This is a genomic window from Chryseobacterium sp. MYb328 (assembly GCF_037572595.1).
In the GTDB taxonomy this organism is placed as follows: Bacteria; Bacteroidota; Bacteroidia; order Flavobacteriales; family Weeksellaceae; genus Chryseobacterium; species Chryseobacterium pennae.
The window spans coordinates 213,529-235,056 of record NZ_JBBGZQ010000001.1 but is presented as its reverse complement, the minus strand read 5'-3'; the positions used below and the strand labels follow the sequence as shown (position 1 = coordinate 235,056).

Genomic DNA, 21,528 nt, shown 5'->3' with positions numbered 1-21,528 from the left:
TTATGGAAGATACGCTTACTTATAACTATTCAAGATCCTCTTCGCTGGTTAAGAAAGAGACTCTTGAAGAACTGTTTCTTGCCCAGTACAGCGAGATACAGAAAAATACCAATGCACCCTGCTTTTTTTGGGGAAATGTAGGACAGCCTTTTATATTGGCCCGTTGTCTGATTACGCTTTCCAATATTGTGAAATCAAGCTTCAGCCTGTCTCCGTTTCAGATGGCTCTTCTTAAAGACCCGATTGTGACTGCCGGAAATGAAAGGCTTCGTTTTGAAGGCTTCTCACACTGTGCCGGTGTGTATGCCCGGGTAGATGTTCTTCCTGGAGGATTGGATGGAGAGTTTCTGGAAAACGGAACAACCAATGTAGACTTTAATCAGCCTATGATAACTGCTTTGGGAAGTATCCGTCCCAATGAAAAAATTATGCTTTCTGTAGGCGAAAAAGAAATGGGGCTGTACAGGGAAGACAAAAAGGTGGTGGAAAGAAAAGTTCCGTTACCAATAAAATGGATCAAAGGTCTTGGAACCGTTCAGATCTATCTTTCCGAGTCAGAAAAACAGCATACTTTTAATAAGATCCAGACCCAACAATTATTCAGAGGGATGCCGAAAGGCGTTGTAAAAGCTGATTATTACCTGATGGTAAGAGGAAACAAACCTATGTTTTCTCCCGTAAAATCTGCTGATGCTGTTTGCATAGGAGGCCTTCACAGACTTCGTTTGCTGGAGCCCTTGCTTCCATATATCGACTCCATGCAGGTTTTTTCGCATCCGAATATGCAGTCTACAACCTGGCAGCTTTATATGGGGAATATAAAATTCAGTTTTTCTTTGTCAAGAGAAAGCTGGAGAGGGTTTTCAGGAGAAGGAGCCTTGCTGAATAGTCTTATTACCGAAGTATCTGATGAATGGATTGATGCACTGGATAAATATGCTTATGCCAATCAGTCATTCAATGCTACAGCTTTGGCATTGGAAGAAAACCTTAGTCTGCGTAAAACAGAGAATCTGACAGGAAGGCTGGCTGCCATGGGGTTGTTGGGCTATGACCTTGATGAGAATGAATTTTTCTACCGCAAATTACCTTTTAAGCTGAGCCGTATTTTAGGGCTGAACCCCCGAATGAAAAATGCGGAAAAGCTTATTGAAGACGGAAAAGTAGAGATTTTAAACAATAGCAAAGAAAGAACAGAAGCCAGAGTAGAAGGTACTGGAGTACACCATACAGTAATCCTTGAAGAAGGTAAAGAGCGCTGTACTTGTGAATGGTTCAGTAAGTATCAAGGCGAAAGAGGACCTTGTAAACATGTTCTGGCAGTGAAAAAGGTAGTAAACCTGGTTCATTAAAATATAAATTCGGGCAAGCCCAAAGGGCTTGCCCGAATCCATTGGAATAAAAAGAAAATTACTTATTTAATTGTTTCTTACCTCCGGATATCAAAACAATAATGGCAAATAAAGGAGCCAGTGAAAATGTTCCATATAGAATCCGAGATGCATTCTCTGTACCCTCAATGCCGCCAGGAAAGTTAATACCACCAATATTGGAAGCCAGGCCTGCAAAAGCAGCTCCGAATGCTGTAGCGATAAGTTGTACAGTCGTTACGGAAGTAGACGCAAGCTCTTCCTCACCTTTGGGAGCTAAAGAAAATACTTTGGTCAGCAGATGGGGCCATCCCGCTCCGATTCCTATGCCTATTGCCAGAAGAAACATACAGTTTAAAACAAGTTTTGGAGTAGGCATTATATTAATCGGAAATGAAATTAACGTAAGTCCAATGAGCCCTATCAGCATAATCATACATCCTGTAAGAATTAATCGATACGAAAACTGAGACTTTACTCCGGAAAATAGCAGCGAAGAAAGAGTCCAGCCTATTGCGATAAGAACAGTAAGATATCCTGATTGGATAGGAGTGAACCCATTCAGAATCTGGACAAAATAAGGAACAAAAATTTCAATGGATGTGGCAATTGTTAGAAGAGACATCACTATGTATACCTTACCCAATGAGGACGAAAGCTGATAAGATCCGGAAGGAAGAAGTTGGATTCCGGAACCTTTGATTTCCTTAATTTTTACAATATATAGAAAAAACAAAGCAAGAACAACGCCAGCAACATTGGCCCATATATTTTCAAAAATGCTTCCGGCAGAAACAGAAAAAGAAGCCAGAACAAGTAAAAGTAACTTTAAAATAGGAACGGCTGGAATGATATTTTCACTTTTTTTATCAGGAAGAATAACTGAAGCAATGATCAGTATAGCCAGGCATATAATCAAAAGAACCCCAAATGCCCATCGCCACTCATGATGTTCTGCAAAGATTCCACCAATGAATGGGCCGGAAAAAGCAGCAATTCCCCACATTCCTGAGATAAGAGCCATGGCCCGGGGCCATAGGCTTTCTGTAAATACGATTCTGATCATTGCATAAGACAATGCAAACAGCAATCCGCCACCAAGCCCCTGTACGAAACGCCCCAGTAACAGAATTGGCATTGATGAGGCCAGAGAACAGATTAAAGTTCCTGTTGAAAAAATGATAATGGCCATTTGATAAGATTTTCTGGGTCCTAGTTTGGAGATCCGGTTTGCAGAAACGACAGAGCCGATTACAGAGGCTACTACAAATAAAGTTGTATTCCATGCGTAATATTCCAATCCGCCAATTTCTTTTATAATAGATGGCATCACTGTGGTTGCAAGATAGACATTCGTAGCATGAAGCATCACTCCCAACGCTAAAGTGATGGCTTTTATTCCGTTCCCATTAGAGAATAAGGCATGCCAGGAGGTATTTTCCAATGGTGTTGACTGATGATTTGTATCTTTCATATGATCTTAAAATGTATGACTACAAATTTCATAAGAGAGATGAAAAATAACAATATCAAAATTGCGGTTTATCTGTCACATTTTACGGTTGGCAGCGGTAAGTATTTGGATTAACACCGCTATTGTTTTTAAAAAATCGGGTAAAATAGGAAGGAGTTTCAAAACCTAACTTATAGGCACATTCTTTTACAGAGCAGGTGGTGTGTTTCAGTAAATATTGACTTTCCAGTAAAAGTCTTTCATGAATAATCTGTAAAGCCGTATTTCCGGTTTCGGTCTTTATAACTTCTGTCAGATGCTTGGCACTGATTCCTAAAAAAGAAGAATAGTTAGCTACTGTTTTCCATTCTGTAAAATGCGCATCCACCAATTTTTTGAATTCGTAGGTGAGCTGATAATTGCGATTCATATTCTTTTTAAAACCCAGCAGACAAAATTCACAGGCTCTGTTGTATTCGTATAATATTTCCAGAGTGATCAGACGTACAACGTCCAGATGATAGGCAGACTGTATCTTCAATTCGTTTTCTATACATCTGAATTTATCCAGAACACGCATAAAAGAATCTTCCAGAGAATATACTGGCGGATAGTTGGGGTTCAGTTCCAGCAGTTCGCGCAGGACTTTTTCCCGGAGGAAGGTTTTATTGAGAAATGATAGATCAAAATGCAGCTGTATCACTTCCAAATCAGCTGAAGAATTTTCAGTAGAAAAGATTTTGCAGGGAGAAAGAATAGAGATCATATTCGGGCCAAGTTCAAAACTGTGATGCCCGATTTTGATCAATGTATTACCCTTCAGACATAGCAAAACAATATAATAATTGTTTTTTTGGGGAACCGTAGCCAAAAAATGACCGGTATCCTGTGTGTAAAGGATTTCAGAATTCATTTTTGAATTTTATTGAAGTTTCATCCATTCCTCATAAGAAAGTACACCCAATTCAGGCTTCCCATCACCTTCAAGGATAGAAATAAACTCCAGCTGATTGCCATCAGGATCGTTAAAATAAATGGCCAATGCAGGCATCCAGCCGAATACCATAGGTTCTATACTTCCGTTTTTCAGAAAATTGTAAGGCTTTAAATTTTTATTTTCCAAAAACTTCACAGAATAGTTCAGGATATCTTCTTTAGTACTTGTAAAGGCAAAATGTCTTGTCTGAAGGTTTTCTTTCTGTTCCCATAATCCAAGCATAAACTCCTTTTCTTCTCCAATCCAAAGAAATGCAATAGGTCTTGTTTCATCCCTGTGCGCTACCCTCAACCCCAATACCTCAGTATAAAACTGAACAGCACTTTCCAAATCACTTACCTGAACATGCGTTTCATATAATCCTTTAATCATAGCTTTAATTTAATGCAGACAAAGCTAGTTAACACTGACTGAAAACCCTGATAATACCGATTTCTTTCATGAAAATGAATGATAGAAGAAAGTTATAAAAGATAAAAGATAAAAGATAAAAGATAAAAGATAAAAGATAAAAGATAAAAGATCTTGTCATTAAACAACAATTATCCATACGAATATCAACATCAATAGGGGCGGGCTTTAGCCAAAACATAAATATTAACACAGCCAAAAGATCTGAAGCATCAGCAAAATCTATAAACGTTTTAAATGTTTTTATCAATCAATCTGAAATAAAAAAACATTTTTTTTCAAATAAATAATCTACGCAAAAACATTGCGTAATACAATCCTTACTTTGCATCAGAAATCAGAGAGGAAGCAATAACTCTTCCTATGTTTAACAATAAAAACAGTAACTCATGAAATTTAACTTTCTAAAAAAAGAAAAAATAGAGGTAACAAACTACGAAGGTGCAAAGGCTTATATGATGACACCTGCAGAAGAATTGTATAGTGCTGTGGTTACAACAGGACTGTCAAATATTACCTATGAAAAAGGAAATGACAGATTAGAACGTATACAGTCTCTGATTCAGAAAAATGATCCGGAATTTGTAGCAAAGCTGGCCGTATATGCAAGAAAAGAGATGTATTTGCGTTCTATTCCGTTGGTTTTGGTGACAGAATTGGCGAAGGAAGCTTCCGGTACTGATTTGGTGAGCAAAACAATAGATGGGGTTATTCAGAGAGCTGATGAGATTACAGAATTGCTGGCTTATTATCAGATGGCCAATAAAAGAACAGAAACCAAGAAGCTTAACAGATTGTCAAAGCAGATTCAGAAAGGCCTGGTGAAATCCTTCAATAAATTTGATGAATATCAGTTTGCCAAATACAACAGAAAAACAGAAGTAACTTTTAAAGATGCTTTGTTTCTGGTTCATCCAAAAGCCAAGGATGAAAATCAGCAGACTATTTTCAATAAAATTGTTTATAATATGTTGGAAGTGCCTTATACATGGGAAGTAGAACTTTCAGTATTGGGACAGAAAAAATTCACAAATGAGACAGAAAAGAAAGAGGCCTTCAAAAACAAATGGGAAGAACTTATTTTCAGTAATAAATTGGGTTATATGGCCATGTTGCGAAACCTGAGAAATATCCTTGAAGCTGAAGTATCCCCTGAAGCAATGAGTAAAGTGTGCAGCTATTTGTCAGATGAAAGAGCCGTGAGCCATTCAAAACAATTGCCATTCCGTTTTCTGGCAGCGTATAGAGAATTGAAAAAGATTGATTCACCTTATCTGTCCTCCGTTTGGAATGCGTTGGAAGAAGCTATTGTGGCAAGTGCTCAAAACATCAAAGGTTTCGGATTCAATACTTCAGTAGTGATTGCAGCAGACGTTTCAGGCTCTATGCAGAAATCGGTTTCTCCTAAGAGTAAAGTCTTGCTGTATGATATCGGTTTGCTGATGTCTATGATTCTGCAGTCAAAATGCCAGAATGTGGTGACAGGAATCTTCGGTGACCGTTGGTTGCGTGTTCCGATGCCAAAGCAAGGTATTCTGAATAATGTGGATACCTTCTACAAAAGGGAAGGTGAAGTAGGCTATTCTACCAATGGTTATTTAGTGATCGAAGATCTGATCAAAAGAAAAGAAACTGTAGATAAAGTAATGCTCTTCACCGATACCCAGATGTGGGATAGTAACGGAACCAAAAACTCTCTTGAAGATTCGTGGAACAGATATAAAGCAATTGCTCCTGAAGCTAAACTCTATATTTTTGACCTGGCAGGATATGGCAGACAGCCCATTGATATCAAAAGAAATGATGTATACCTTATTGCAGGTTGGTCAGACAAGATTTTCGATATATTGGATGCCCTGGAAGACCAGAAGTCAGCCATTGAAATGATTGAAAAAGTAGTGCTGTAAAAGGGATTGCTATTTCAATTATCCTTAATTCCTAAAAAATAAACCCATGAAGATTATCAATAAATATCCCGTGTTTGTAAATGTTGTACGGATAGGGGAAGAATCTTTCCAATTTAAATTTAAGAAGTCATTATGCTTCGATTATGGAGAAGATTTTTTTGTAGTAAACTTCCATGGGTTAAAGATTCATCAGGATGCTGAAGAATGGATTAAATTTATAAAAGATGATCATATGAATATGGATTCAGTCATTACGATTGATGGCAATACTATGGAAATCTTTACAGGAAGCTCTGAAGAATACCTCTGGGGCGATTGGTGTACAAGCTTTTCTCCATTTGAATTTGAAAGATATGATACCAGATACGTTCAAAAAGAACAAAAGGATTGGGAGGATGAATTATTGCTAACCGTTAGAATGCAGGTTCTGGAAAAAATGCGTCAGTATGTAATGAGTCCGGATTTTAGAGATAAGATACATGAATATTGTACAGATCATGTACAGAAAGCAAATCTGAAACGCAAACAACGGGAAAGATTAACGGATGTTCTGGAAAAAATCAGCAAGCTTAATGCTGGGAATTACTATGATATATTTGTCAGAAAAGGGAGATTTGATACCAATTAAATTACACCCAATTTATTATCATTAAAATCAAAAATAATGACAGAAGATCTTACCCATCTCTGTATATGCCCTGTTTGCGGAGCTCCTGATTGTGGAGCTGAATATACATTATGGGCAGAATTTGAAGGAAAGAAAGAATCTGTAACTTTTGGCGGTGACAGCTTCGGAAGCTACCTTAATTATTGGTATTATGAAGGAATTCCTTTCTGTGAATACAGAAAATTGCCGGAATTTGTAAGGCATCATACTGAATGTATAGGATGGCGTGATCACGATTCTCCGGAAATAGATGCTGATGATTTTCTGAGAACGTTAGAATCCATAAAGAATAGTAAAAAATCAGATCAGGATTTTGAGGAATATTATTATCCTGTTTTTAAAAGATTTGTAGAAAATGCTATTAAGAATGACAGTCAGCTATTTATTGAAATTTAAAAATAAGCCTTTTAAAAATTAATATATTGAGAAGCTTATTCCCGCTTTCCGCTGTATCTTTTTCCGCTACGTTAAGGCCTATTCAGAAAAAGGATGCCGCTGCAATCGGGGCTAGAAAAATCAACTGATAAATTATGATAGAACTTATTAATACAATTGAAATCAATCCGTTCAAATATTGTAAAGAAGATATTCAGCTACCTACTGTTACAGAATATCCGGATCCTGAAGAATGGTTTATGAAGTGGGAAGAAATGGCTTGCCAGCTCAAGATCAACTTTAACACCATTAAGAAAGGATCTTACCTTGCAGATATTGAAGCGATTGACGATGAGAGTTTACAAACTATTATAGACGTCAGGCTTAGTGAAGTAGAATTTGACGATCCTGATGAAGAGGTTTTCTTACTCTCTTTTGATGGCGGTATTGTTCTAAAAAAGGATGGTGAAATTCTCATTGAACCCAGCTGCTGTGGAGATCTATCGAATATAGAAGATTGGCAGAAAATTTTTGACAGCCCATCTTCTGAATGGAAAGATTTGTGGATTGGCCATCCCTGGGTTTTGTATAAAAGAGAAAACGGAACCATAAGCTTTTCAGAGTATACAGAAGACAATATTGCTGATATCAAAAACATAAAAATAAGGTTTGAAGTTGATGAGTCAGCATTGAAAGCAGAATTGGAAAAAGTGAGACAGCAACAGATACATTTTAAAAATAGAATTTCAGGAATTGTAATGAAAAAGAATATAGATAGTGCAGAAAGGCTTTCACAGCTCATGTCCGGTATTCAATAAAAAAATAAAACCATGGGAGATTTTTTTTATAAAGTAGAGCAGGATTTGAAAGCAGGAAAAAAGAAAAAAGCATGTGACAGATTAAGAAACTTAATCAATCAGTTTCCGGATGATCTTTCTTTGAGAAATAAATTAGGTCAGATTTACTATGTAGCAGGCTTTATAGATGAAGCCGGAAAATACTGGATTTTGTCTCAGCCTGAAAATAAAGAAATGGAAAAAGCCGTTGAGCTTTACAGAAAAACATTAAGTAATTCCGGAAATGCTATTTTAAAAGATATTGTCTTCAGAGGAAATAAAGCTCAGCTTAATGAATATGCCACGAAGGTTTTAGCTGAACTTGAGAAAGACAGTCTTAAAAAAACTAAGCATATTCCTGATTTTAAACCTAAAAACAGAGAGAAAGGAAAGTATTCAGAAGCAGAAGACCCAACAAGTTTTGTAAATAAAATATTCAAAGTAATATTCATAGTATTTCTGATATTACTTCCTATTTTAGGGTTTTTCAAACTTTTAGAGCTGATAAAGGCATTATTTTCTTACTAAAAAACAAACTACGTAAAAAGAATGCGTACTTAGAGGATAATTTTGCAGTGTTAATATTACCGGTGTCGTTAGAAAGGCTTACTTCGATTCCAAAATGACAGCGTCTTTCGCCAAATTACCCGGTAACAACAAACCAATGCCGTCTGTAAGAGTTTCATCGTCAACTTCCAATTGAAACCAATTACTCTTATAATTTATTGCTTGGTTTTTTATAAAAAAATGAACTGCGTAAAAAGAATGCGCAGTAGCCATATAAATTTGTAGCATAAACTAATAACCATGAATTACTATAAATCAGATTTAAAAGAAGCAGTGTATTGAGGTTAATACTCAATACTCATGAAAAAAAATAAAAAATTAAAACAAACCTTCGGAACCAATGAATATGAATTGATTGATTTTCCGAAGAAAATTTCCGGAGTACAGATTTCCAGACTCCAATACGGAAATGACTTGGGTTGTTCATATTGTTTTCCACACGGCTTAGAAGTAGCGAATGCAAAGTACACTAAGTTTCAGCGATGCTGGAAGAAATACAGGAAGACCCAATGGAAGAATTAAAGCAAGTGCCGTAAAACAGAACTACTTCGTGGGGTAACAGAAGTACAGGTTCGAGTCCTGTTCTGCAGAAGCAGATAGTATAAAGATAGCACACTGTTAATACGGGTCTGTTTGACTTATTGCCTTGCTCTTTTTCAAAGGTGGTTTTAAAACTAATACAAATGAAGAAGTAAAAAACTAAAAATCAGGTGTCGTCATAGAATCATACTTCGAGATTGAATAAACATTGGGTCGCAGGTTCGAATCCTGCCTTTTCCCTCGAAAAGGAGAGGTAGCTCAGCGGGTAGAGCAAATGCATGAACGATTCTGGAAATATTACCCTGATTTGTATAAAAGAGTGTCGTAGAAAAGGCTTACTTCGGTTTATTTGGTTCGACTCCAGAAGGTCATGAAAATGATCTTGTACAAGTCTTTTCGAATGATTGCCTCTTTTTTTAAAACTAATACAATGAAAATACCTGAAGACTTAACTGAATTTTTATACTGGATCAAAGAACGTACAGAGAAAATTTGGTCCGTAGAAGATGAACATTGCTGTAAAGGGTTTTATGGAGCCAAATGGCAAGGACTTTCAGAGGCACAGATCGATGAGGTTGAGCAGAAGTATAAGGTCAGATTTATTCCGGAGCATCGGGAGTTTTTAAGAATCCTGCATGCTATTGATAAAAAAGAAGTTGTAGAATATGAAGATGAAGGAGAGATCATTTCGGAAGAATGTACTTTTTTTTATAACTGGCTGGAAAATGAAGAAGAGATAGCACGCGAGATAGGCTACCTTTATAAAGGGATATGGAATGGTGTCACCGGCGTCAACCATGTTTGGTTGAAATCCTGGGGAATAAAACCTAAATCTCTGGAAAAAAGAAAAGAGATCTTTGATGAATGGTTTTCCCGTCTTCCTGTTCTGTTACCTTTAAAATCTTGCCGTTTTATAGTAAGTGATGAAAATCTAAGGTGGAGACCGGTTATTTGTGCATTCGGCTCCGAGGTTACCATTATGGGATGGGATTTCAGAACTTATTTATTGAACGAACTTAGAGATCATCTGAATATTCATATTGATGTTTTCGACGACGAAGATCAGATGTTTTATAAAGAAATAATAGGTGAAATACAAAGTATTTTTGATGAGAATATGAAGTATGATGAAACCAAAGATATACCCTATCTGAAAGAAATGATTTTATATTGGTCATCCGGATGGAGTAGTTTTGATTTAAATTATTATCCCGAAAATACAAGAGTTCATCCCATTGAAAGGACCTATATTGCTGAAGAAGAGCAATAAGCTTTCAATATAAAAAAATAACAAGTGTCGTAGAATAGTGTTACTTCGCTCATTACGACGGGGACACGGGTTCGAATCCCGTCTCTTCCACTCAAAACACAGGAAGAGTAGCTAAGCTGGTAGAGCACGACAATACACTATTTGACTGTTGCCTTGTTTTTTAATGAAATATTTACAAAAAGAATAAATTAAATGAAGCCAAAAGCGGGAAGCAGGAAATAATCTTTGTATCGTAATTTTCTATAAAGTCAGACAAGGTATTCTTTCAGATTTTAACAATTTCCTTTCTTCCCACTTCCAGCTTCCTTTTTATGAAATCTTAAGTGTCGTTAGGAAAAATTTCATCGTACCTAATGGGGAGGAATAGCGAAGTCGGTCACTCCGGCAAGGCTGTCCGGTTCGACTCCGGCTTACGAATACCCCGGTTTTTCCTTATCGTTACCTTTACAAAAAAGCCGATATACTATTTATCGGCTTTTTTCATTGTTTTTTCCAGCTCCTCCTCAAACATCAGTTTCCATTTTGAAAGAGTCGTTCTGCTGATCTTATATTTTTTAGACATATAGCTGGTAGAATGCCTATGCTTCTTTTGGTATTCAAGAAGTTTAAGCATGGTTTTCTTATCATAGGTCTTCAGCTTCTGATTATTTCTCTGGCTTTCTCTGGAAGGTTTGAAAAGCCGTTCATTGAACTTCAGCACATCTTCACTGGTATCCAGCTTTCCTAGGAGTTCTTTTATTTTTGGATCTTTCAGCTTCTCCGGATAATCCATTGTAAGCATGTCCTGGTATATTTTTTTATAATTGGGACGCATCTGTTGATCAATTTATCCGTTAATAGTATCACTTTTCTGAAGCCATCTGTGAAGAGTACTTTTAGGAATAGAGTATTCCTTTATGACATCACTTTGAGTCATTTCGCCGGAAAGAATTCTTTTCATGATGAATTCTTTGATTTCCTGAGTATAAATATTTTTTCTGAAGTAAGGAATTTTGTCGGATTTCTGTTGATTTTTATTAGCTGCTGAAGGCGGAGCATATAAAATCAAATGGGAGCTGTAAAGTCTGAAAAAATCATATTCCAAGAGTTTACTCCATCTCAGGAGAAGATCCGCATCCAGTGATCTGCTGCTGTACATCCTTTCTATGGCATCTTCATCTTTGTCCAGGAATTTACATATCCTCTCCATTGTTATTTCATTTTCATCAATCCTCTCCTTAATAAACTTTCCAATATGGATCTCTTTGTATAACATTTTTATTTAATATTATCTATTTATTAAACTTCTGCATAGAAAAATATAAAATAGGCGACATATATTATTATGTATTACCGAATATAATTCATTTAATTTTGAAGTTGGAAAATCTATGGTACTATTCAAAAATTTTGAATACCATTAATGAGACTTCATAAAGTCTTTGGAAATAGATCGGACAGCTTAATCTTAAAAGGATAGGTGTAATGTACCTTCAGGTATAGGCATTATCTCCAATGGGTAATCGCTCATCTTCTTTTTCAAACTTCTTTTTTCTACCATTTGTGTAAATAATATATAGCCTATTAAAGTTGTTTCATGCAATTTTATTTACGTTAAGCTTGTGTGTCGTACGGTTGTATGTGTTGACAACCAGTTTTTTATGTTTAGAATATCTTGTTTAGTACCAAATAATCTGCTTAATTGTTTTCAAATTTAAACAAAAATTAAAAACGAAGACAGTCAGAAATACAAAAAAGTATGTTTATGGACATATTTTAATTAAAATTAACATATTATTTAGACATATGTGTGAATTATCCTAACGTGAATGCATAAAATAAAAAGGGAAAAAGAAAAATTGTATTCCATCCTGTAAGTCTATACCTTTGCAATTCAATGAAAAATACGATCAGCTTATTCGACTTCTCGAAGAAAATAAACTATAAAAATGAACTGCTGGCGGGCTTTACTGTAGCCATGACCATGATTCCTGAGTCGCTTTCATTTGCGATTCTTGCCGGACTTTCACCTCTTACAGGATTGTATGCAGCCTGCCTGATGGGGCTGGTAACAGCTGTTTTAGGAGGACGCCCGGGAATGGTTTCAGGAGGAGCCGGAGCCACTATTGTTGTCCTTATTGCCCTCATAAAATCTCATGGTATAGAATACCTTTTTGCTACAGTAGCCCTTGCGGGAATACTCCAGATGCTGGTCGGGATTTTTAAATTGGGGAAATTTGTTAGACTTATTCCACAACCGGTCATGTATGGATTCCTGAACGGGTTGGCGATCATTATTTTTATGGCCCAGGTCGAACAGTTTAAAATTACAGATACTAACGGAGTTGTAAGCTGGCTTCAGGGAATGCCTTTGTACATTATGGGAGGGTTAACGGCGCTCACCATTGCTGTAGTCTATTTCTTTCCGAAGCTTACAAAAGCGATGCCTGCATCCCTGGTGGCTATTATTGTAGTATTTGCTGTAGTTGTTGGATTTAATATTCCAACGAAAACAGTGGCAGATATTGCTCATATCAGTGGAAATTTACCAAGATTTCACATTCCGCAGATTCCATTTTCCTTAGAAACCCTACAGATTATTTTTCCTTATGCACTCATTATGGCTGGAGTCGGTCTCATCGAATCATTGCTTACTTTGTCTATGGTGGATGAAATTACTAATTCTAAAGGAAATGCCAACAAAGAATCAGTAGCACAGGGATTAGCTAATATTACCAATGGATTTTTTGGTGGAATGGGAGGCTGTGCAATGGTTGCCCAAACTTTAGTGAATCTTAATGCAGGATCCAGAGCCAGATTATCAGGAATTATAGCTTCCCTTATGATCTTACTGATTATTCTGTTTGGAGCACCCATTATCGAGAAAATCCCGATGGCAGCTTTGGTAGGCGTAATGATGATGGTTGCCATCAGTACTTTCCAGTGGGTTTCTATCCGTATTGTGAACAAAATGCCGAAATCAGACATATTTGTGGGAATTATAGTAGCCTTAATTACCGTTATTCTGCATAACCTTGCTCTTGCCGTTTTGGTAGGAGTGATTATTGCAGCTCTGGTATTTGCCTGGGATAATGCCAAAAGAATACGTGCCAGAAAATATACTGATGAAAATGGTATTAAACATTATGAAATATACGGTCCATTGTTTTTCGGTTCAGCAACAGCTTTTGTAGATAAATTTGACCCGATGAATGATCCCGATGAAGTGGTAGTAGACTTTAAAGAAAGCCGTATTGTAGATATGAGCGCGATTGATGCGGTAGATAAATTATCAAAACGATACAAACAACAAGGGAAAACATTATACCTTCGACACCTTAGTGAAGACTGCCGGAAAATGCTGAAAAATGCTGAAGCTGTAGTAGAAGTCAATATTCAGGATGATCCAACGTATAAAGTTATGCCTGAAAAGTAGAATTAAAAAAAGATACGAAGAGATTTGAGAGAGAAGGTAAAAGTGGAATAACAAGAATTTCAAACTTAAATTAATCATAAGAACAAAAAATAAGGACTGTAAGATAAATCTACAGTCCTTATTTTTTGTTGTTTCTTTTCTCAAATCATAAAATATCTTAAAACAGAGGTACAGAGTAATACATTTCTGATAAAAATTTTATCTTTGGGAAGAATAGAAAATTAAACACTTTTTGATGATTAATAAATTTTAAATCTTTTTCAAGAAGCTAAATAAAACTTTTAACTTAAAACATATTGAAAACAGATATCGACATTCAAAACCACTGTCATTTTTCTTTTGACCTGTGGCTCACCCTAATCAAATCTCATCCTGAATTTAAAACAAAAAGAGTTGAGCTGTTCTCCTCATTTTTTAATGTGGACGTACCAATAGCTGTGGTTGCAAAAACCGTAAAATATTATGATGATCTTTGCAATACTATTAACGAGGTTACAGGAGGGAATATAGATACTTTTGAGATCTATCTGATGATTCTGGGCGCCTTGAATGTAGATGTAAAGCTTTTAAACAAAGAAAAGCTGAACGAGTTTTATGTGAAAAGTGAAGAATTGTTTTTAGAGTATAAGCCTGTTGTCATTTTTGAAAATATTCATGATTTTTTTGATGATATTAAAAGCCAGGGGAAAACTATCAATATTCTGAGCAATACAGGATTTATCAAAGGAAAGACAATGAGAAAATTCCTGATCCATGAAAACCTGGATCAGTATATAGATTTCCATATTTATTCGGATGAAATCAACTGTTCAAAACCGAACCCGCTCATTTTCCAGGAAGTGAAAAATAATATTGAAGATCAGAATCTTCCGTTAAACAGGATTCTGCACATTGGTGACAATCCTGTTGCCGATTATAAAGGAGCTACTGACTTCGGGTTCAGCGCACATTTACTTAAATACTAACTATAACATGAACAAAAGGTACAGCTTACACCACATTCATTCAGCGGATGAGTTCACTTTCTCACCCGCAGAATACAGCTATTTCAAGTATGGCGATAAGTCGTATGCTGAAAAATTTGCAAGAGAATTATTCGACGGATTTATTTCCGAAAACGAAACGCTTTTAAATACAGATAAAGAGATCGTAGTGCTTCCAAGCCCTTATATGGCGATTCCTACGGCCTCCAACTTTTTATGTTTTTACTTTAAAAAATACTTGGATTTTTATCTGTTTCAGAAAGAAAAGAAATCAAGTATTATATCAAAAATCAATAGAAACCACACCTATATTACAGATTATGGAAATCTAAGTTTTGAAGACCGTAAAAATCTGATTGCCAATGATACTTATTATATCGATAAAGATTTTTTAAGAGGAAAACTTTGTATTTTTATAGACGATATAAAAATTACAGGAAGTCATGAGTATACAGTAAATAAAATCCTGGACGAATATAATGTGGAAGCAGACTTTATGTTTCTGTATTACGCTGAACTGATGAATTTTGATCTCGATCCTAAAATTGAAAACTTTTTCAATTATTACGCAGTGAAAAATGTGAAACATATTGCAGAAGTAATGAATAGGTTCAGTTTTCAGTTCAATACAAGGATTGTAAAATATATTTTAGGGCTAGATTCAAGTAATTTTGACTATCTTACGTCTAAAGTAAAAAAAGAGCAGATGGATCTCCTGTTGGAGCTTGCCATCAGCAACAATTATCATTTAATAAAAGAATATAAAAATAACATCAATACTTTAACACAAACGGAATTATATTATGGCTATTAACTTACAAAAAGGACAAAGAGAAAATATCAACGCACCTAAATTCACTGTAGGTTTAGGATGGGATGTTAATAATACTTCTACGGGAACTGGGTTTGACCTGGACGCTTCTTTATTTTTACTAGGAGATGATAAAAAATTAGTTTCAGATAATCACTTTATTTTTTATAACAATACTGAATCTCCGGATAAATCAGTAATCCACACAGGAGATAATCTTACGGGAGAAGGATCAGGTGATGATGAGCAGATCAAGATTGATCTTACAAAAATTGATGATGCAGTAAAGGAAATTACAGTAGTGGTAACCATCCACGATGCAGATGCAAGAAGACAGAACTTTGGACAGGTAAGAAATTCTTTCATCAGAATTTTCAATACAGATACGAATGAAGAGATCTTAAAATACGAATTGGATGAAGATTTCTCAATCGAAACAGCAGTAGAATTTGGAAGAATCTATAACAGAAACGGAGAATGGAAATTTGAGGCAGTAGGAGCAGGACAGAGAGATGGCCTTGAGAAATTTGTATCAATTTATCAGAAATAATTATCATGGATAATCAGGAAAATCAACCCATAGATCCGCTTGGATCAATTGAACCTCTTAGAACATTTGAGCCGACACCAATGGTTCCGCCAACGCCAGCTCAACCTATTCAGAATGCAGCACCAGCAGTGCTTGTGGATAGAGAGGGGAACGTAAATTTAACTCAGCTACAGACAGAAGAACGTCAGAAATATGAAGTTTTGGCAAATTCTATTGATGAAGCTAACCCGGGATCTATTGTAAATTTCGGAGCTGAACTTCAGAAAACATTAACCAACCAGAGTGACAGTTTCTTAGGAAATGTGAGAAGATCAAACTCAGGAGAAGTTGGCGGATTGATCAATGACCTTTTGGTAGAACTGAACTATGTAGATGTAGAAGAGCTTAACGGAAATAAAGTAAAAAGCTTCCTGAGCAAATTGCCATTCATGAAGAAGGTAATCACTCAGGTAGAAAATTTATTTACAAAGTACGACAAGATTATCAACAATATCGAGCAGATCTCTTACAAAGTAAATGCAGGAATTATTACTTCTACAAAGGATAACGCAGTTCTTCAGACGATTTTTGAAAGCAATGTAAACTCTATCAAACAAATTGAAGAACTTGTGATTGCTGGAAATATCAGAATGGAAAGAGCAGCTGTAGAGTTGGCTCAGATGGAGACTGCCCCTCAGAATTTCCAGGATTATCAGATTGCAGATAAGAGAGACTTCATTGCAAGGTTAGACCGAAGAATGGCCGATCTTAAGGTGGTACGTGTCATTATGATGCAGTCTCTTCCACAGATCAGACTGGTTCAGAATAACAACGTTTCTATTGCAGAAAAAGCGCAGACTATTCTTACCACTACGCTTCCGTTATGGAAAAACCAGCTTTCGCTTGCCGTTGCCATGTACAGACAGCAGCAGAGTATTGAGATTCAGCAGAAAGTATCTTCTACTACAGAAGAAATCTTGAGAAAGAATGCAGAACGTCTTGGTCAGAACTCTGTTAATGTAGCGAGAGCCAATGAGCAGACTATTGTATCTGTAGAAACATTGAGAGAAACAACTTCAATGTTGATCAACACATTAAACGAAGTGAAACAGATCCAGAAACAGGGAGCTGACAACAGAAGAAAACTGGATCAGGATCTTCAGACATTGGAGCACGAACTGAAAGCGAATGTCAGAGGTTAATTTATAGGTACTAAGGTGGGGGAAGATGCAGCAACCATATTGTCACAGAGCAAAAGAAGGTTAACAAGACTTAAACTTCTGGCTAATTTTTTTGAACATATTGACATAATATCCATTTACATCAAAACAGATATTATTCACAATCTGTTCCAGGAAAATACGGCCCTGGATTACAATAAGCTGGAGCTTTTTCACCTGCAGTATACCGACAGTCTCATAGAACTTCTGACGAAAATCAAAAGACAGAAGGAAAATGATATGCTGGCGGTCCTTAACGAAATTGACATCAATAAAAAATATATTTCAGGTTTTGAAGAAAGGCAGGCAGATAGTTTTCAGACCGACAGGAAAATGTACAGCGGTATATTTTCACAACATCTGAAAGCACTGTATAAGGATCTTACAGAAGATATTTTTACTGCCAATTGGGATAATGTACTGTATTTTCATAAAAAGTATGCGAAAGAATTCTACAGATCAGAAGCAGATGAATCTCTGCTGAAAGCCGAATCCTTTCCAACCTATCAGTATAAAGATTATTCCATTGAAAGAAAACTGTTGGGAAGATTGAACATACAGGGATTTAAAGTCCGTTTTGTATGTGGCTATGTGATCGGAACCCATGAATATGAGCTTTTCAAGATCTTTCAGTCTGATGATTATTTTATTTTCAGTGTAGACAATAAAAAGCTTTATCTTTTCGACAAAGATTTGGATAAGCTTGATATTTCTGAAAACCAATCTAATCAAAGTACTATTATTGACCAGCTTAAAAATAAAAATGAGCAGTTGGAAGATACTATGAATGAAAGAAAACGCAATTTACCTCCAGAGGTAGAAGGTGTTTTGAAAGATTATATCAGAAACCTTGAGAATATAGATATTATGAGCAAGATATTTGCCTTTGATGAAGAAACAAATATTCTGCGGGCAATGCTTAATTTGAACCTGAATAATCAGTAAATCGAAATATGAAGAAGCGAATTATATTTTTCGCAATAAATGTAAATAATAACTAAACATAAAAAGATGGCTATCAACTTACAAAAAGGTCAGAGAATTAACCTTAAAAAAGAAAACGGAGCTGAACTTTCCCAAGCCTGTGTAGGAATCAACTGGGGAGCAATTGAAAAAAAAGGACTTTTCGGAACTAAAAAAGAGGCAGTAGACTTAGACGGAAGCTGTATTTTATACGATTCAAATAAAAATGTAACCGAAGTAATCTATTTCGGAAACCTGAAATCGAAAAATGGTTCCGTAAGACACAGTGGAGATGATCTTACAGGTGACGTAAACGGTGATGACGGATTGGATAACGAAGTAATTACTGTAGATTTCAGCAACCTTGAGCCTAACGTAGATCACGTAGCAATGGTATTGAACAGTTATAAAGGTCAGGATTTCGGAACGATTCCTTTTGCTTCTATCCGTATCTATGAAGGAACCCCTACCAATGTAAAAGAGGTTTTTGCTAAATATGATGTAGCTAACGATGCTTCTTTCAGAGGACATGTTGCTATGGTATTGGGCGTTTTTTACAGAAGAAACGGTGAATGGAAATTCAATGCTATTGGAGATCCTACTGCTGACAGAAAACTGGAGCAGACGATCCAAACTGTTCAGATGAACTATTTATAGTCGTTTATACATCAAAATGTAAATAAAATAGCAATATTTGTACTTTGTACATCTATTGCTTTTATCATATAATAACACATTAGTCAAGTGGAAAAACATCAAAGTATTTTAGAACTGCACCCAGGTCTGGTGTGGGGATTTGCGATAACAGTTGTTATCATGCTGCTTCTGGATTTAGGAATCTTCAATAAAAAAAGTCATGAAGTGTCTTCCAAAGAAGCTACGATCTGGACTATCGTGTGGATCTCACTCTCCATGGTATTTTCCGGAGTGGTATATTGGGCTTTCAATACAGACGGAACGCCCGAAAGTCATGCACTGGCAGTAGAGAAGTTTACCCAGTATCAGGCAGCTTATTGGATTGAAAAAGCCCTCTCTGTGGATAACTTATTCGTATTTATCCTTGTTTTCGGATTCTTTAAAGTTCCCAAATTCCTTCATCATAAGGTTCTTTTCTGGGGAATTATCGGAGCACTGATCTTCAGAGCGATATTCATCTTTGCGGGAGTAGGGTTGATTAACCTTACCTATCTTCCTGAAATGGATATTTTCGGAACTCCTGTTAAAATCAATATTGTAATGACCCTATTCGGTTTATTCCTTGTGTATGCCGGGATTAAATCATGGGGAGACGGAGATGACGATGATGATGAAGATTATAGTAATACAGCAGGAGCAAGACTGATCAAGAGCTTCTGGAAAGTTTCTGATAATTATGATGGTGATAAGTTTTTCACTATTCAGAACGGGATCAAAATGGCAACACCGCTATTAGTTGTAGTGGGGGTTATCGAGTTTACGGACGTTCTTTTCGCAGTAGATTCCATTCCGGCGATCTTTGCGATCTCAGATGATCCGTTTATCCTTTATACATCAAATATTTTTGCTATTCTGGGACTTAGATCATTATATTTCCTGTTAGCAAACTTTATCCACATGTTCAGCAAACTTCCGTATGGTTTGGCGATTATTCTGTCCTTTATCGGAGTTAAAATGCTTATTGCACCGTGGTATCATATTTCATCCCCGGTTTCACTAGGAATCGTAGGTGGAGTATTAGTGATTTCTGTTATTTTATCCATCATGTTCCCTGATAAAGAAGATGATGAAAAAGAGAAATTGGAAGAGTAGGAGTATAACTGCTATATTAATAAATGAGCCCCCGAGAATTAATCTTGGGGGCTTTTTTGTGGGGAAGAGAGGAAGAAAGGATGGAAGCTGGAGGCTGGAAGAGGGAAGTTCTTATAGACGAAAGAATAACTGATCTGCATTTTAACAGGATTAAAGTAATGAGAGTGGAGATAAGGATGGGTGCTGGAGGCTGGAAGAGGGAGGTTCCTATAGGAGGAAGAATAGCTAATCTGCTTTTTAATAGGAGTTAACGTAATGAGAGTAAAGAGAGAGGGATGTTCTTTAAAATAAAGGAAAAAGTATTGCCTTTTAATCATTCCTATCTAATAAGAAAGTGAATAGTTATCTATAAAACAAACAGTACCTCCAGCCTCCCTCTTCCAGCTTCCATCCAAAAAAATAAAATAGACAGACAGGTTTGTCTATTTTGTTTTTTTATTCTATCTTTGCCTTACAAAACAAAAGCAATATGAGTTCTCCAAGAGACAGAATTATAGAAACAACCTTTGATTTATTTGCAAAACAGGGATATAATTCCACAGGAATTAATCAGATTATTTCAGAAGCTGGAGTGGCAAAGGCAAGTTTTTACCTGCATTTTAAATCTAAAGAAGATCTGTGTGTAGAGTTTCTTAAGGTAAGACATCAGTATTGGTTTAATGAGCTTTATACCTTCTCTTCCGGTACGAATGATCTTCCGGAGAGGTTGATCCGTGCTTTTGATTTCCTGATTGAGATGAATAAAAAGGAGAACTTCAGAGGCTGCAGTTTTTTGAATATTTTATCAGAAATCCCAGTGGATAATGTTAAAATCCTGAACGTAATCCAGTCCCATAAAGCAGATCTGAGAAACTATTTTTTAGATATGTTGAAAGATGAGGAGCTTTCCAATCATATTTATATGCTTTTTGAAAGCAGTATCATAGAAAGCCAGCTGTTCAGATCGAATGAGCTGATTGAAAAATCAAAAAAAATAATCACCAATTTAATACCTTAAACAATGGAACAGAAACATCCGCTTCCACCTTTTACTCTTGAAACGGCAAAGCAAAAAATTCAGCTGGCAGAAGATGCCTGGAACAGTCAGGATCCAGAAAAGGTTTCCAAAGCTTATACGATAGACAGCGAATGGAGAAACAGAGATACTTTCGTAAACGGAAGAGAAGAGATTGTTAGATTTCTTCAGAACAAATGGGAAAAAGAGCTCAATTATAAACTTAAGAAAGAATATTGGGCACATACTGAAAACCGTATCGCCGTTCGTTTTGAATATGAATACCAGACCAAAGAAGGAAACTGGTTCAGGGCTTATGGAAATGAGAACTGGGAATTTGATGAGAACGGATTAATGGCGAAAAGATACGCAAGCATCAACGATCTGGCTATAAAAGACGAAGATAGGAAGCTTAAATAGAAGAATAAAGAC

24 protein-coding genes are annotated in these 21,528 nt (G+C 36.2%); 19 read left to right on the top strand and 5 right to left on the bottom strand.

Annotated elements, in window-relative coordinates; genetic code table 11:
• The first annotated feature begins 2 nt into the window (after positions 1-2).
• The gene (locus WH267_RS01135) at positions 3-1,352 is read left to right on the top strand and encodes an SWIM zinc finger family protein (protein ID WP_340004906.1); all 1,350 of its coding nucleotides are present in this window, start codon (positions 3-5) and stop codon (positions 1,350-1,352) included.
• 58 nt (positions 1,353-1,410) lie between these two features.
• Here the strand turns inward: WH267_RS01135 and WH267_RS01130 are convergent, their stop codons facing one another.
• From WH267_RS01130 to WH267_RS01120, 3 genes are all read right to left on the bottom strand, one after another.
• On the bottom strand, positions 1,411-2,844 hold the full coding sequence (locus tag WH267_RS01130) for an MFS transporter (RefSeq protein ID WP_340004905.1): 1,434 nt from the start codon (positions 2,842-2,844) through the stop codon (positions 1,411-1,413).
• Positions 2,845-2,926: 82 nt separating this feature from the next.
• Complete coding sequence (locus tag WH267_RS01125) at positions 2,927-3,736, bottom strand: helix-turn-helix domain-containing protein (protein WP_340004903.1); 810 nt, start codon at positions 3,734-3,736, stop codon at positions 2,927-2,929.
• Between the two features lie 9 nt (positions 3,737-3,745).
• Entirely contained in the window at positions 3,746-4,192 is a 447-nt protein-coding gene (locus WH267_RS01120; RefSeq protein WP_115971956.1) for a VOC family protein, read from the bottom strand.
• A 428-nt stretch (positions 4,193-4,620) separates the two neighbouring features.
• On the opposite strand from WH267_RS01120, the gene WH267_RS01115 reads away from it, so the two are divergent.
• The 7 genes from WH267_RS01115 (at position 4,621) to WH267_RS01085 (ending at position 10,393) form a co-directional block, all read left to right on the top strand.
• The gene (locus WH267_RS01115) at positions 4,621-6,138 is read left to right on the top strand and encodes a TROVE domain-containing protein (RefSeq protein WP_340004901.1); all 1,518 of its coding nucleotides are present in this window, start codon (positions 4,621-4,623) and stop codon (positions 6,136-6,138) included.
• A gap of 46 nt (positions 6,139-6,184) precedes the next feature.
• On the top strand, positions 6,185-6,766 hold the full coding sequence (locus tag WH267_RS01110; RefSeq protein WP_115971954.1) for a hypothetical protein: 582 nt from the start codon (positions 6,185-6,187) through the stop codon (positions 6,764-6,766).
• 36 nt (positions 6,767-6,802) lie between these two features.
• Positions 6,803-7,201 (top strand): hypothetical protein, encoded by a 399-nt coding sequence (locus WH267_RS01105; RefSeq protein WP_340004898.1) that lies wholly within the window; start codon positions 6,803-6,805, stop codon positions 7,199-7,201.
• 134 nt (positions 7,202-7,335) lie between these two features.
• Positions 7,336-7,998, top strand: coding sequence for a hypothetical protein (locus tag WH267_RS01100; protein WP_340004896.1), 663 nt, complete (start codon positions 7,336-7,338; stop codon positions 7,996-7,998).
• 12 nt (positions 7,999-8,010) lie between these two features.
• Positions 8,011-8,544, top strand: coding sequence for a DUF6584 family protein (locus WH267_RS01095; RefSeq protein ID WP_340004894.1), 534 nt, complete (start codon positions 8,011-8,013; stop codon positions 8,542-8,544).
• 339 nt (positions 8,545-8,883) lie between these two features.
• Complete coding sequence (locus WH267_RS01090) at positions 8,884-9,105, top strand: phosphate ABC transporter substrate-binding protein (RefSeq protein ID WP_123321759.1); 222 nt, start codon at positions 8,884-8,886, stop codon at positions 9,103-9,105.
• Positions 9,106-9,553: 448 nt separating this feature from the next.
• Positions 9,554-10,393 (top strand): hypothetical protein, encoded by an 840-nt coding sequence (locus WH267_RS01085; RefSeq protein ID WP_340004892.1) that lies wholly within the window; start codon positions 9,554-9,556, stop codon positions 10,391-10,393.
• Positions 10,394-10,856: 463 nt separating this feature from the next.
• Here WH267_RS01085 and WH267_RS01080 read toward each other — a convergent pair whose 3' ends face one another.
• Positions 10,857-11,174, bottom strand: coding sequence for a helix-turn-helix domain-containing protein (locus tag WH267_RS01080; protein ID WP_340004890.1), 318 nt, complete (start codon positions 11,172-11,174; stop codon positions 10,857-10,859).
• A gap of 45 nt (positions 11,175-11,219) precedes the next feature.
• Positions 11,220-11,648, bottom strand: coding sequence for a transposase (locus tag WH267_RS01075; protein WP_123321756.1), 429 nt, complete (start codon positions 11,646-11,648; stop codon positions 11,220-11,222).
• A gap of 621 nt (positions 11,649-12,269) precedes the next feature.
• Here WH267_RS01075 and WH267_RS01070 point away from each other — a divergent pair.
• The 11 genes from WH267_RS01070 (at position 12,270) to WH267_RS01020 (ending at position 21,516) form a co-directional block, all read left to right on the top strand.
• Positions 12,270-13,808: a SulP family inorganic anion transporter gene (locus tag WH267_RS01070; protein ID WP_340004888.1), complete on the top strand. Its 1,539-nt coding sequence runs from the start codon at positions 12,270-12,272 to the stop codon at positions 13,806-13,808.
• 296 nt (positions 13,809-14,104) lie between these two features.
• On the top strand, positions 14,105-14,773 hold the full coding sequence (locus WH267_RS01065; RefSeq protein ID WP_340004886.1) for an HAD family hydrolase: 669 nt from the start codon (positions 14,105-14,107) through the stop codon (positions 14,771-14,773).
• A gap of 7 nt (positions 14,774-14,780) precedes the next feature.
• Positions 14,781-15,605: a phosphoribosyltransferase family protein gene (locus tag WH267_RS01060; protein WP_115971944.1), complete on the top strand. Its 825-nt coding sequence runs from the start codon at positions 14,781-14,783 to the stop codon at positions 15,603-15,605.
• The gene (locus WH267_RS01055) at positions 15,595-16,152 is read left to right on the top strand and encodes a TerD family protein (protein WP_068939844.1); all 558 of its coding nucleotides are present in this window, start codon (positions 15,595-15,597) and stop codon (positions 16,150-16,152) included. Before WH267_RS01060 ends, WH267_RS01055 begins: the two co-directional genes overlap by 11 nt.
• Positions 16,153-16,157: 5 nt before the next feature.
• The gene (locus tag WH267_RS01050) at positions 16,158-17,333 is read left to right on the top strand and encodes a toxic anion resistance protein (RefSeq protein ID WP_340004881.1); all 1,176 of its coding nucleotides are present in this window, start codon (positions 16,158-16,160) and stop codon (positions 17,331-17,333) included.
• A gap of 15 nt (positions 17,334-17,348) precedes the next feature.
• The gene (locus WH267_RS01045; RefSeq protein WP_340004879.1) at positions 17,349-18,296 is read left to right on the top strand and encodes a hypothetical protein; all 948 of its coding nucleotides are present in this window, start codon (positions 17,349-17,351) and stop codon (positions 18,294-18,296) included.
• Between the two features lie 66 nt (positions 18,297-18,362).
• Positions 18,363-18,971 carry a TerD family protein gene (locus WH267_RS01040; protein WP_115971942.1) on the top strand — a complete coding sequence of 203 codons (609 nt, stop codon included), beginning with the start codon at positions 18,363-18,365 and terminating at the stop codon, positions 18,969-18,971.
• Positions 18,972-19,058: 87 nt separating this feature from the next.
• A complete protein-coding gene (locus WH267_RS01035; protein WP_340004877.1) occupies positions 19,059-20,102 on the top strand; it encodes a TerC/Alx family metal homeostasis membrane protein in 1,044 nt (347 codons plus the stop codon).
• Positions 20,103-20,125: 23 nt separating this feature from the next.
• Complete coding sequence (locus WH267_RS01030) at positions 20,126-20,353, top strand: hypothetical protein (protein WP_340004875.1); 228 nt, start codon at positions 20,126-20,128, stop codon at positions 20,351-20,353.
• Positions 20,354-20,571: 218 nt separating this feature from the next.
• Positions 20,572-21,099 carry a TetR/AcrR family transcriptional regulator gene (locus tag WH267_RS01025; RefSeq protein WP_340004873.1) on the top strand — a complete coding sequence of 176 codons (528 nt, stop codon included), beginning with the start codon at positions 20,572-20,574 and terminating at the stop codon, positions 21,097-21,099.
• Between the two features lie 3 nt (positions 21,100-21,102).
• Entirely contained in the window at positions 21,103-21,516 is a 414-nt protein-coding gene (locus WH267_RS01020) for a nuclear transport factor 2 family protein (RefSeq protein ID WP_340004871.1), read from the top strand.
• The last annotated feature ends 12 nt before the right edge of the window (positions 21,517-21,528 follow it).

Bases quoted from the DNA above. Each gene is read 5' to 3' on its own strand.
- WH267_RS01020 (WP_340004871.1), top strand. From the start codon at position 21,103: ATGGAACAGAAACATCCGCTTCCACCTTTTACTCTTGAAACGGCAAAG.
- WH267_RS01110 (WP_115971954.1), top strand. From the start codon at position 6,185: ATGAAGATTATCAATAAATATCCCGTGTTTGTAAATGTTGTACGGATA.
- WH267_RS01125 (WP_340004903.1), bottom strand. From the start codon at position 3,736: ATGAATTCTGAAATCCTTTACACACAGGATACCGGTCATTTTTTGGCT.
- WH267_RS01085 (WP_340004892.1), top strand. From the start codon at position 9,554: ATGAAAATACCTGAAGACTTAACTGAATTTTTATACTGGATCAAAGAA.
- WH267_RS01055 (WP_068939844.1), top strand. From the start codon at position 15,595: ATGGCTATTAACTTACAAAAAGGACAAAGAGAAAATATCAACGCACCT.
- WH267_RS01040 (WP_115971942.1), top strand. From the start codon at position 18,363: ATGGCTATCAACTTACAAAAAGGTCAGAGAATTAACCTTAAAAAAGAA.
- WH267_RS01080 (WP_340004890.1), bottom strand. From the start codon at position 11,174: ATGCTTACAATGGATTATCCGGAGAAGCTGAAAGATCCAAAAATAAAA.
- WH267_RS01095 (WP_340004894.1), top strand. From the start codon at position 8,011: ATGGGAGATTTTTTTTATAAAGTAGAGCAGGATTTGAAAGCAGGAAAA.
- WH267_RS01090 (WP_123321759.1), top strand. From the start codon at position 8,884: ATGAAAAAAAATAAAAAATTAAAACAAACCTTCGGAACCAATGAATAT.
- WH267_RS01130 (WP_340004905.1), bottom strand. From the start codon at position 2,844: ATGAAAGATACAAATCATCAGTCAACACCATTGGAAAATACCTCCTGG.
- WH267_RS01050 (WP_340004881.1), top strand. From the start codon at position 16,158: ATGGATAATCAGGAAAATCAACCCATAGATCCGCTTGGATCAATTGAA.
- WH267_RS01025 (WP_340004873.1), top strand. From the start codon at position 20,572: ATGAGTTCTCCAAGAGACAGAATTATAGAAACAACCTTTGATTTATTT.
- WH267_RS01120 (WP_115971956.1), bottom strand. From the start codon at position 4,192: ATGATTAAAGGATTATATGAAACGCATGTTCAGGTAAGTGATTTGGAA.
- WH267_RS01070 (WP_340004888.1), top strand. From the start codon at position 12,270: ATGAAAAATACGATCAGCTTATTCGACTTCTCGAAGAAAATAAACTAT.
- WH267_RS01115 (WP_340004901.1), top strand. From the start codon at position 4,621: ATGAAATTTAACTTTCTAAAAAAAGAAAAAATAGAGGTAACAAACTAC.
- WH267_RS01060 (WP_115971944.1), top strand. From the start codon at position 14,781: ATGAACAAAAGGTACAGCTTACACCACATTCATTCAGCGGATGAGTTC.
- WH267_RS01100 (WP_340004896.1), top strand. From the start codon at position 7,336: ATGATAGAACTTATTAATACAATTGAAATCAATCCGTTCAAATATTGT.
- WH267_RS01135 (WP_340004906.1), top strand. From the start codon at position 3: ATGGAAGATACGCTTACTTATAACTATTCAAGATCCTCTTCGCTGGTT.
- WH267_RS01030 (WP_340004875.1), top strand. From the start codon at position 20,126: ATGAGCCCCCGAGAATTAATCTTGGGGGCTTTTTTGTGGGGAAGAGAG.
- WH267_RS01105 (WP_340004898.1), top strand. From the start codon at position 6,803: ATGACAGAAGATCTTACCCATCTCTGTATATGCCCTGTTTGCGGAGCT.
- WH267_RS01075 (WP_123321756.1), bottom strand. From the start codon at position 11,648: ATGTTATACAAAGAGATCCATATTGGAAAGTTTATTAAGGAGAGGATT.